8 protein-coding genes are annotated in these 12,086 nt (G+C 50.8%); all 8 read right to left on the minus strand.

What is annotated here, in order from left to right:
- Positions 1-662 (minus strand): DUF6708 domain-containing protein (locus ACI2I2_RS22040; protein ID WP_404659904.1); only part of this gene is annotated, 662 nt, incomplete at its 3' end.
- An 83-nt stretch (positions 663-745) separates the two neighbouring features.
- Complete coding sequence (locus ACI2I2_RS22045; RefSeq protein WP_404659905.1) at positions 746-1,795, minus strand: DUF6708 domain-containing protein; 1,050 nt, start codon at positions 1,793-1,795, stop codon at positions 746-748.
- Positions 1,796-1,884: 89 nt separating this feature from the next.
- Positions 1,885-2,934, minus strand: coding sequence for a DUF6708 domain-containing protein (locus tag ACI2I2_RS22050; RefSeq protein ID WP_404659906.1), 1,050 nt, complete (start codon positions 2,932-2,934; stop codon positions 1,885-1,887).
- The gene (locus ACI2I2_RS22055; protein ID WP_404659907.1) at positions 2,931-5,504 is read right to left on the minus strand and encodes a T6SS effector BTH_I2691 family protein; all 2,574 of its coding nucleotides are present in this window, start codon (positions 5,502-5,504) and stop codon (positions 2,931-2,933) included. The genes ACI2I2_RS22050 and ACI2I2_RS22055 overlap by 4 nt, the downstream gene beginning before the upstream one ends.
- Complete coding sequence (locus ACI2I2_RS22060; RefSeq protein WP_404659908.1) at positions 5,482-6,372, minus strand: DUF4123 domain-containing protein; 891 nt, start codon at positions 6,370-6,372, stop codon at positions 5,482-5,484. The genes ACI2I2_RS22055 and ACI2I2_RS22060 overlap by 23 nt, the downstream gene beginning before the upstream one ends.
- A 10-nt stretch (positions 6,373-6,382) precedes the next feature.
- Positions 6,383-8,755: a type VI secretion system Vgr family protein gene (locus tag ACI2I2_RS22065; protein ID WP_404659909.1), complete on the minus strand. Its 2,373-nt coding sequence runs from the start codon at positions 8,753-8,755 to the stop codon at positions 6,383-6,385.
- Entirely contained in the window at positions 8,755-11,418 is a 2,664-nt protein-coding gene (gene tssH, locus ACI2I2_RS22070; protein WP_404659910.1) for a type VI secretion system ATPase TssH, read from the minus strand. The genes ACI2I2_RS22065 and tssH overlap by 1 nt, the downstream gene beginning before the upstream one ends.
- 163 nt (positions 11,419-11,581) lie before the next feature.
- Positions 11,582-12,073, minus strand: a complete 492-nt coding sequence (gene hcp / locus ACI2I2_RS22075) for a type VI secretion system effector Hcp (protein ID WP_404659911.1) — start codon at positions 12,071-12,073, stop codon at positions 11,582-11,584.
- Between the last annotated feature and the right edge of the window lie 13 nt (positions 12,074-12,086).

The following is a 12,086-nucleotide window of genomic DNA, read 5'->3' on the forward strand; positions in this document are numbered from 1 at the left end:
TCCTGCACGCAGTCTTCTTCCATATAGCAACGGATAAACTCCCAGTACTCACCCAGCAGCTTTTTACCTGCCGTTAAAGAGACGGCCAGGCTGAAAGTGTCGAGAACCGTCTCCCCATCGTCTGCCAGAATATGCCCATCAATACCCCATTCGCTCGTTCTCCCCAAAGACTTCGCAGGAGTAAAGAAAATGTCCTTCCAGGGCACACTCAGGATTTCACCGCTGACCTTATAGACATACACCCTCTGGTTAATGCGGTTGAACCTAATTGGATAATGCGTTTTTCTGAACCACTCCTTAGCTAGCAAGCGAACTAAAAAAAATTCAGCCGCCGCCGTGAACACAAAAATCAACAAACCACCAAATAATGGAAAACTTCTATTATTGTGCATAGTTTCTAAAGCTGCGAACCCAAATCCATATGCTACCATCGCAAAAATAAAAAATGACAAAATAAATAACAATGAGCTAGATACCCCAATCCCAGAATAATATTTACAAACAGTTTCCAGATAGGTTGAGTTCATCCTGATAATGGAAGCCTCATCATTAATGTTGTTGACTCTGCGCCGTTTCGCCTGGCAAAAACGCCCCTCTTTTTCTTTTTCGGTTAAAGGACGGTTCAATTTATAGGCAGCATAAAGCCCTGTATAATTCATCATGCCGTAGCGCCTCCTTGTTGCACTTGCTTATAAAGAAATCCATTTCTCTCTGACATCAGTATCGAACTGGCAGACATGCCCTTTCAGACTTTTTCGTAGCGCGCTGCCAGTTTGGCCTTGATTCTCTCATATGCTGCTTTCTGGCGGGCGTAGCGGGCTTCGTACACATCTCGTTTTTCATTGGCCAACACATAGCGCCACAGATGCTCTGGATTGTTCGCTGCGCTGACATTTACCGGGTCATCACCTTCAGGCTGGCAGGCATCCAGCACTTCCTGTGGCCACTGCGGGATTTTGCTGGTTTGCATGGCAATATAGCGAGCAAAACTGGCTAACAAGGCCAGTGGAAATTTTACCGGAAGATGAATCCATTCCAGGCGGGAATCCATTTTCATCAGATATTGCAACCCGAAAACATAGCCTTCCTTCTTATTTTCAATTGGTGGACAGAGAGTCACAATATCAGCAAGATCTTCAACACAGTCGGCCTCCATATAGCAGCGAATGAACTCCCAATACTCACTAAGAAGTACTTTCCCACCCATTACTGAAATAGCGAGGCTAAATGTATTTATAATCGTCTCAGCATCATTAGCCAGAACATGTCCATCTATACCCCATTCAGGCATAGCACCTTTGGAACTGGCTGACGTAAAGAAAATTTGTTCCCAAGGAATAACCAAGACTTCGCCACTAACTTGATAAACATACACCATCTTTTTTTTTCGGTTAAATCGGATAGGATAATGAGTAATTCTAAACCATTCCTTCCGAAGGAGTTTACTGATTAAAAATAGTGAAGCAATGGTAATTAAAATAGAAATAAGACACCCAACAAAACTAAACTGGACACCTTCCATAAAATACTTAAAAACTGACTCAATTAAAACAAACAAGGATATAGAGAGAATCCCAAAAGCTAAAATAAATATCATCGAGCTAGATATTCCAACTCCAGAGTAATACTTGCAAACAGTTTCCATATAGGTTGAGTTCATCCTGATAATGGAAGCCTCATCATTAATAATTTTGACTCTGCGCCGCTTCCCCTGGAAAAAACGCCCCTCTTTTTCTTTTTCGGTTAAAGGACGGTTCAATTTATAGGCGGTATAAAGCCCCGTATAATTCATCATGCCGTAGCGCCTCCCTGTTGCAACTGTTTATAAAGAAATCCCTTTCCAGCTTACTCCGACACCCGTATCGAACTGGCACACTTGCCCATTCAGACTTTTTCGTAGCGCGCAGCCAGTTTGGCCTTGATACGCTCATATGCTGCTTTCTGGCGGGCATAGCGGGCTTCGTAAACATCACGTTTCTCGTTAGCCAGCACATAGCGCCACAGATGCTCTGGGTTGTTCGCTGCACTGACATTTACCGGGTCATCACCTTCAGGCTGGCAGGCATCCAGCACTTCCTGTGACCACTGCGGGATTTTGCTGGTTTGCATGGCAATATAGCGGGCAAAACTGGCAAGGAGATCCAGTGGAAACATCACAGGCAGAAAAATCCATTCCAGACGGGAGTCCATTTTCATCAGATACTGCAGCCCGAAAATATACCCTTCCTTCTGCTTTTCCACCGGAGGGCACAGCGTGACCAGCTCTGAAAGCTCCTGCACGCAGTCTTCTTCCATATAACAACGGATAAATTCCCAGTACTCACCCAGCAGCTTTTTACCTGCCGTTAAAGAGACGGCCAGGCTGAAGGTGTCGAGAACTGTTTCCCCATCTTCTGCCAAAATATGCCCATCAATACCCCATTCGCTGGTTCTCCCCAAAGACTTCGCAGGAGTAAAGAAAATGTCCTTCCAGGGCACACTCAGGATTTCACCATTGACTTTATAAACATACACCATCTGGTTAATGCGGTTGAACCTCATAGGATAATGCGTTTTCCTGAACCATTCTTTTTGTAGTAATTTGCTGATAAAAAATAGTGACACGATAACAACCAAAATTGAAAGAAAAAAACCGACCATGCTGAACTGAGTACCATAAGCAATATAATCAAATATTGGTTCAAAAAACACAAAACAAAAAGATAAAAATATCCCTAAAGCCAAAATAAATATCAAAGAACTAGACACTCCGGTCCCATGATAATATTTACAAACTGTTTCCAGATAAGTTGAGTTCATCCTGATAACGGAAGCCTCATCATTAATGATGTTGACTCTGCGCCGTTTCGCCTGGCAAAAACGCCCCTCTTGTTCTTTTTCGGTTAACGGGCGGTTCAATTTATAGGCAGTATAAAGCCCTGTATAATTCATCATGCCGTAGCCCCTCCCTGCTGCATTAATTTATTAAAGGAATCCATTTCTGCTGTCTCCGGCATGATCGCGGGTATATCTTTATCATCGGCAGGAATGTGACGCCACCACATGGCCGCCAGCCACTTTTGAATCTCATCCTTCTCTTTTGATGCCAGGAAGATCGCCGCACCAAACACAAGAATCAGACAAATAATTATGCCCAACGGGCCTAACGTCAACCACCCCATCGCTGCAACCCAAAGGAAAGATCCACCAATGGCTGATGCAAGGTAAGCAATACCTGAACTAATTTCACCAGCTTCAAATGAAGTGAATACATGCGCTACATCCCACAGTACAGCAACCACCCCAGCCGCCGCACCAATTCGCATCACTCTACGTAATGTGGTTGAAATAAACCGCTCCACCCCAGCGCCGAGCTGTATACGGACAATACCCCGTAAACGAATCGACCTGAAATTTCGCCATATGTTATTCAACACTTCTGCCGAAGCCCCAATAGAGGAAACTATATTGGCGACAAATTTACTTACCCCTTCATAGCCGTCAAGCCCTCCACCGCTGATCACAGCATTCCACTGCAGCGCCATCGACAGCGTGCACCCTGCAAAGGGGATTGAAGTGGTGGCATCGCTTGCCAGCCTGTGGGTGGACATGCCTTTGGCGATCGAAAGCTTATCCCGCCAGTATTTTGGAAAGACCGACTCATTGATTTCTTCAACCGAGTGAATGGTTCTGGCTGCTGCCTGAGCCCGGCCCTCCAGCGGCGTTGAAGCCAACTGTTTTGCTTCATCGGCATCAATCATCACGATAAAGCGGCTTTGCTGTTGTCCATCAACCGCAGCCCCAGAAATGTTCATTCTCCGCATCTCAATGTCGATGTAGTGCCGCAAACGATCTTTGGCTACCCGGTCTTCCTGATCCGTCAATCCTGCCAGTTGTTCCAGCACGGCTTTCACGAAATACTTTCGTTCACCGGTCAGGCTCACTGTTTTCAGGGCATGCCCGGTAGAGGAAGCCAGCGCCACCAGAGCGGGCATCAAAACGCCGTTGACGGATTGACGCGCGACAGCAAGCAATACGCTACTGATCGTACTGAGGTAAGTTTCCATGACTAAATGGATACTTTCTTTCAGATGACCCGCGATGTCTTTGAAGCCATCCGCCAGTTTATCCCAGGGCAGATCATCGTAACGATTGCTCGACAGGGCACTGTTAATTTGCTGTGCCCAGGCTGTGTTGTTCATGACTGTGGCACGCAGCAGGATATTTGTGGCTGTTATCGACACCTGTGCCAACTGCTCAGTGAAATACTCCGATACCCCTTTTTTATCCTGCATGCCGCCCACACAATCCAGCATGGCCTGGATAAAAACGCCGCCGCTTGCGACATCTTCCGGGTCAAAATTGTGATTCAGGTAATCCAGCAAGTTCTGGCTCTTCAACCATCCCAGATACATGACCACCATCGGTGAGACAACTCTCTGATCATAAGCTTCCAGCGCTTTTTTAAAACCATCCAAAAAGGCATTCTGCTGGGCGCGATCAATGTATTTTTCGTAAGGAGACCAACGTTCTGCCACCGTTGATTTTAAAACCTGGTCATTAAGTACCTGCAGATCCTTGGCACGCGATGGCTGAGAGGGGATCATAATCCCTCCGGTGGTTTCCCAGCCGTAGCGTACCTGGTTCTCAATCTTTTCATTCTGCGCCAGCAGGTCGCGTTCGAACTGGGTACACATGGCATCATGAAGTCCTGAAAGAGCAGAGGACAGCGCCAGCCCACGCTTATACTTCGGATTGTTACCGAAGTTTTGATCTAACCGCCAGTTACACAACGAGGAAATTTCCTGGGTTATCGCGACGGGATCCTCCAGCAGGATAATCCCTCCTTTCCCCGGAGATAAAGACTCAGCCGCCATGATCAGATTTTCCCCTTCAGGGGAGAAAACGCTCTTCCAGTAAAGAGGAGTCCATTGTGGGATTTCACTACTTCCTGCACTGACGCTATATTCTGCAACCGTCGTCGATAACCCGGAAATGCTCGTTACGTTTTCCGCTTTGCCGCCGTTGACCCATCCATCCATATCGAAACGCTGCATATATTGGGCACGATACCCGGCATCTTCATGTTTCTTACGCACGGCATCCGTCCACTCAACTTCACTCCATGCGAACCAATACGCACCGTTTTTATAGGGTGGGGGTAAGACAGGCAAAGTAATTAATGACGCGCCAGCAAGTTCCGTAGGCTCAGTAATACATGGACGTGTTTTGCCACTAGCCACAGCAGGGGGAACACTGCCTTCTTCAGGCAAAGGATAATAAAACCCTTCCTGGGTTGTGAAATAATTTATCCAGCTTCCGGCTTGCTCATTCCAGATGTAGAGAAAACCCTCACGCAGAAGCCGTGTGGTGTAAGCAGTTTCCCCTTGCGCAGGCACTGTTGGCGCAGTGAAAGAGGAAGGAAAGTTCGGCGCACTGTCCTCAATGCCCTTGATACCAGCACGGACAGGCAATAGCGCAAGACCGTTGCGACGACAGAAATTACAGCCCTTGCTCTGACTCATAATGAATACCCTTTATTGATATTTTTGCTGTTTCTTCCATGACAAGTAACCACTTTTTCTGATCCCAGCTTCGGGCTATCTGGCAATAGATTCCCGGCGTGTTCTTACTGTCTTCGAGCAAGGTTTTAATAAATGTAGAGTGATAAAAGTTTTTACCATACTGAATGCCATCATAGGCAAACTCGCACAAATCAGCAGCGTGAGTCAGCCAGGTTTCTCCGGCAACTAGCAGTTGGAAAATATCTCTGCTCAGCTGCTGTCGCCGAGAAAAACCCACCGAATGAGAAGTGATGCGAGCCAGAACAACATTTATCAATCCGATTCGCTGAATATCGGAGAACAGTTGGTGTCTGTCTTGTATTACAGGCTCCGGATGCGAGTTGTCACTAAAAGAAAGCGTATGCCATTGCCTGTCGATACAAAACGTCCAGTCGGAGATATCATGTGCATTTAATAAATTAGACAGATTCCACGCATCCATAATCCAGCTAAGATGAAATAGCACTCGTGGATCATAATATCGTAGAATATGTTTTTGACGCTGCGGATCGGTAATGAACAATGCATTGGTCAGGTGATGTCTGACAACAGCTTCCGGTTGCTCACTTTTAAGTAATAGCAAACCTGATGGTTGTTCACTCACAATCGACTGTCGGAATAGATTTTCCACCCAGTCCCATTCGGTTGAAGACAGCGAATTTAATGACAGTAGCCAAGGGTACAGATGAGCCTGAGCACGAGTTAACGGAGTGACCAATTCAATAAGTGGTAAAGTAACAAGTTTATTAGCCACGCGCATCCGATCAATAACCAGATATTGGTGTTCCGTTAGCGTCAAAGCATCATCACGAAAAAAACTAGTTATCATGGTTCAATTCTCAGCTCATTGGAACGGTTGCGCTACCTTGCTCAGAAGCATCCGTTGCTGCATTCTCACAGGCAGTAAATCCAGGGTAAGTCGCATTTAGCGTTGCTGCGCCAGCATAATCAAAATTGGCACTTTTAACTTTGAAATCCCCCCCCGTTCCATTTTCTATTTTTCCGGCATCCAGAGTGATATATGAACCGCCACATTGTAACGTTATCTTCTTTTTGGCTGTGATCAATATTTCATCGTCTGTACTGGTAATTGTGATGCCTTTTTTCGCTGTTATTTCAATAGCGTCTGACTGCGCTTGTATTTCTACCTTGCCTGTTGCAGCAACCAGTTTCATACCCAGTTCGTGAACAAAAAGCACCATGCCACGTTTTGCTGCTAATACCATTCGCTTCAACGAAGAAATTTCTGTATTACCGCCAGCAGTGAGTATCTGATTCTGGTTGGCACTGAGCTGAATTTGCTGTGGGGTTGAAAGTGCAATACCGCCCGGTGCACCTGCGACAATCACTGGTTGCTGTAAAGAAGTAATGTTCTGTTTTAAGAAATTTTGTTGAGTGCTTTTATCAAGAGGATCCAGTTGCGCCGTTTGCATCAGACCAGAGAGTGATTGTGCCAGCGACAAAGCATCAGTCAGTTGCTGCTTAATCTCATCCATACTGAGCTGCTGTGCCATTGCCTTAGGCTGGGCTTGCGAAGTCAGCAAAAGCCCCTTCCCTCCACGGACGGAAACCCAATCGTCTGTGCGAAGCTCAGCCCCTTCCCCGCGCTGTTGTTTCTCGCTGTCCACTAAATGCCCGAGGTTCAGCTGGCTCTTGCCGCCGTACTCGGTGGAGACCTTGATATGCTCCTTGCCGCGCTCATCGTCGAGGCGGATTTTGTTGTTCGCCGGGGTGCGCAGCACGTTGCGTTTGTAGTTGCGGATGGTGACGTGGTCGCCGTGCGCCGAATCATGCAGCACGCCTGCAAGGTATGGCCTGTCAGGGTTACCGTCCTCGAAACCAATCGCCACTTCGGTGCCTGCCAGCAGCGGCAGGTGCAGGCCGTAAGTGTCCCCGGCATACGGGCGGGACTGGCGCACCCACAGGCTCTCGAACCCGGTTTCCCAGTTATCACGGTCAAACAACATATTAACGCGATAGCGGCCGTCCTTGTCGATGTGGCCGTAGGTGTCATTGACAGTGGTGCTCGTGACGCGGGCCGGTAAGGTGCCTGCCATCACCGGACGCTTGCCCGGCTCCGGGCGGAAACCAAAATCAGTGCTGTCCGGCAGGCCACTGAAATGGACCACAAAATCCTTGTCGCGCCTTGCATAGCTGGTCATGCCCGTGATGAGCACGCCCGCGCTGAACACGTCGGCCACTTCGAAGCCGCCGGTGACTTTCAGCACCTGGCCCGGGGACAGCGTCGGGCTACTGGTGATGCCCGCCACCTGCGTCTGACCATTCAGATAACGTTCGTGGCGGATGCGGGCATAGAAAGCCCCCGACTCGGGTGCCGGGTTGTGGTCATAAGCACTGCCCTGCGTCAGGTAGTTGTCCGCGTAATGGTAGGCTTCGCCGTAAGTGGTGCCGTCTCCCCGGGTCGCATCCACCTGGGCATTCATGTCGTCGCTGGCCTGGCGGTAGTTGTAATCGCGGGTGCTGACCTGTTTTTGCACCACATGGTGGTGGCTTTCCATCCCCCACACCGAGTCCACGCCTTTGGAATGCTGGCCTGACAGTGGCACTGACGGCAGGCTCAGGCCCTTTTCATACCCCTGCTGGCTGTCGTAAAACTCGACCACATCAATATGGAGACGAGTGTCTGTCGTGAAACGGAACCAGATACCCACTTCACCCAGCAGACGGGTAATAAAGTGCAGGTCATCTTCCCCGTACTGCATCACCTGTTCACGGCGCGGGTACTCTTTGGTCAGCGAGAAAACAAAATCCTGGCCTTTCAGGCCGTGACGCTCGCGCAGGATTTTCTCCACAATGCCGGGAACTGAAATATCCTGGTAAATCGCGTTCTGGTGCGAACGGTCCAGCAGCGCCAGGCGCGGTGTCAGCGTCAGGGCGTAACGGGTTTCATCCTCCGAGGTGCTGAGACGTTCAAATCCGCTCACCACCCCCTGAATCACCCGCACCGGTTGCTGGATTTTAATCCCGAAGCCCTGGTCTACCGGGGCCTGCAGCGTCAGGGACCCGGCTTTCATCAGCATCATTTCTTTGCTGATGGCATGGTCGGCGCTGGTGAACTCCACCCGATAGCTGAACGGTTTGCTCAGGGCTTCCTGCCCTTCAAAAGCCAGCACATCCAGTTCAGCACTGCTGCCAGAGACTTTCAGCAGATGGTGGTTATGGCTAAATCTGAGTACCGGGTTCGTGCTCATTACGCCTCTCCTGTGGCTATGAATGCTTCGACATCAAATTCAAGCTCAATCCCTTCGTCCTCACTCCAGCCTAATGTTAAAGACTTGGGTTTATTCTGTGCAGCCATGTAGCTAAGAAGTTGCTGGCTCAAAACTGGCAGGATTTGCTGATTGAGTAAGCTGTCGACGTTACGCGCTCCGGTATCAGGCAAAAGACAGGCGGATGTGAGCGCGTCATACAGACTTACGTCAACGTGTGACGTCAACCCGTAATGGCGGTGCAGGCGTTTGCTCACCTGATCGAGTTTCATTTCCACAATTGAGCGCATGGCTTGTTCAGAAAGTGGGCGATAAATCACAGTCTGGAAACGTGCTAACAGTGCTGGCTGGAAGTGATCTCGCAAAATCGGGCGCAGTAATTCGTGTAACTCGCCTTCGCTGGCTGTCGGATTTTCTTCAAGAAACTGCATTAAGTGGTCGCTGCCGAGATTCGAGGTCATCAGAATTACTGTATTTCTGAAGTCAATCTCGCGGCCTTCACCGTCGCGCATGAAGCCACGGTCGAAGACCTGGTAGAACAGGTTCATCACATCGCGGTGCGCTTTTTCCACTTCATCCAGCAGCACCACGCTGTACGGGCGCTTGCGCACGGCTTCGGTCAGAATGCCGCCCTGGCCGTAACCGACGTAGCCCGGAGGGGAACCCTTCAGCTGCGAAACGGTATGCGGCTCCTGGTATTCCGACAGGTTGATGGTAATTAAGGATTTTTCCCCGCCATACAGGGAATCTGCCAGCGCCAGTGCGCTTTCGGTTTTCCCCACGCCGCTTGGGCCAACCAGCAGGAACACGCCCTGCGGTCCGTTTTCAGACGTTAAGCCGGTTTTGGCGGCACGCAGGCGCTGGGCGATGGCTTCAAGCGCCACTTCCTGCCCAACCACGCGTTTGCCAATCTCCTGCTCCAGGCTCAGCAGTTCTGTCTGCTCATCTTTCATCAGCGAAGAAAGCGGCACGCCCGTCCAGTCGGCAATCACTGTCGCGACGGTGCGCACGTCCACATCCACAGAGAGCAGCGGGCTGTTTTGCTGCATGCCACTCAGCTGCTGTTGCAGCGCATTTGTCTCGCTCTGGCGTGAGATATCCTGGCGAGTCTCCAGTAGCTGTTCGGTGAGTTTCAGCTCTTCGCCGTACTGGGTTTCCAGCTTATCCAGCTCAACAATCAGGCTGACTTCTTCCTGCTCGATGACTGACAGGCGTTCACCGTGCGTCTGGCTGCCCAGCGCGATGTCTTCCAGCAGCGCCTGCTTCTCCATCTCAAGCGCGGTGATTTGCGCGCGGATGCGGGTCAGCTGTTCCGGCACGGTATCCAGGCTCATGCGCACGCGGGCGCTCGCGGTGTCCAGCAAATCGACGGCTTTATCCGGCAACTGGCGGCCTGTCAGATAACGACGCGAGAGCGTAACCGCTGCACGCACCGCATCATCGGTAATGTGAACATTGTGGTGCTCAGCGTAGCGGGACTTCAGGCCACGCAGCATCAGGCACGCGGTGTCGTCATCCGGCTCGTCGACTTTTACCATCTGGAAGCGGCGCTCCAGCGCGGCATCGCGTTCAAAATATTGTTTGTATTCGGACCAGGTTGTCGCGGCGATGGTACGCAGTTCTCCACGCGCCAGCGCCGGTTTCAGCAGGTTCGCGGCATCTGCGCCACCCGCCTGATTACCCGCGCCGATAATGGTGTGCGCTTCATCGATAAACAGCAAAATCGGCACTGGTGACTGCTGCACGGCATCGATAACGTTTTTCAGGCGCTGCTCGAACTCACCTTTCACGCCCGCGCCAGCCTGAAGCAGACCGAGGTCAAGCGTGCGCAGAATGACAGGTTTGAGCGATTCCGGCACGTTGCCTTCGGCAATACGCAGCGCCAGGCCTTCTACCAGCGCGGTTTTCCCCACACCCGGTTCGCCGACCAGAATCGGGTTGTTTTTACGACGGCGAGAGAGGATATCGACCATCTGGCGGATTTCGGTATCACGGCCAAAGACCGGGTCGATTTTGCCCTCTTTCGCTTTCGCCGTGACATCCAGGGTGAATTTATCCAGCGCATTTTGCAGGGCCGGGTTGAGCTCGCCCTCTTTCACTTCGCTGCCTGCCGGACGGCCGATCATTTCTACATCGCCGCCCGTCGAAGCAATCAGTTCTTCTTCCAGTTGCAGTTCCGGGCGCTCGTCAGACTGCGCATCCAGCAAAGGACGCAGACGTTCCAGCTGGCTCTGGCCCAGTGTGAACAACGGCCACAGGCCATCGCAGCGGATCAGTTTCGGGCTTTCAATCAGTGCCAGCAGTAAGTGCTGGCTGCGGATTTGCTCTTCGCCCTGCAATGAAGCCGCCATCCACGCCTGTTTCAGTAACTGATTCAGAGACTCCGCCAGTTGAGGACGACCGCGCACGGAACGCGGCAGGTTATCCAGCCAGCCCAGCAGCGCCTGCCACATGCCGTCCATATCCCACTCGTAGCGACGTGCCAGCACGGTGAGATCGCCTTCGCCCTGCTCCAGCAGCTTCAGCAGCCAGTGCTCTGGCAGGATTTCCGCATGCGCACGGGTCTGGCACAGAGAAGCTGCGCCTTCCAGCGCGCGGGCGCAGTAAGGATTGAGTCGGCGTAACAGGACGGCTGAAGTTTCCATTTTTCTCTCTCTTTATTTTTCCCGGGCACGCTACCGCCCATCGCTGTGTACTTACCAAAGCGCATAAGGTCAGGAAGGCAGAGTGTGATTTTTCGCTCAGGGCCTGCGTGGGCAGACGCTCAGCGAAAAACTGCGGACAGGCGCAAGCCTGCCCGCAACGGGATTACGCCGTGGCGCGTTCGTTCCAGGAATCGGAATGAATGATGTTGCCGTCTTTGTAGGTCCAGGTGATTTTTTCGTAACGCAGCTCGATCATTTCGAGGTGGTTGTGCTTCTCGAAAGAAGGGTCTTTGATGTCGTGCATTTTCGGCGCGACTTTCACCACTTTCACGTTCTCGAGTTTGGTGTTGAAGTACTCAACTTCCTGGCCAGCGTCGTTGATTTTGTACCACTTGAATTCCGCAGACTTGAGGGTCTGACCGGTGGTCACAGCCTTGTACAGGTACGGGCTGGAGGAGTCGATTTCCTTGGTGAACAGGAACGGGGTGTGGATACGAGTGCCAGTCAGTTTCCCGGTGTTGTTGTCGGTCGGGATGTACAGGTTGTGTTGCTGAGCGACAACTTCGATGCTGCCTTCGCGATCCTGAACGTCCACAGACCCTTTAATGTCCGCACCGCCATCGTCTTTCAGCCAAAGATAAACTGGAATTGCCATCGGATTTACTCCA

The organism is Scandinavium sp. NPDC088450 (assembly GCF_044900545.1).
In the GTDB taxonomy this organism is placed as follows: Bacteria; Pseudomonadota; Gammaproteobacteria; order Enterobacterales; family Enterobacteriaceae; genus Scandinavium.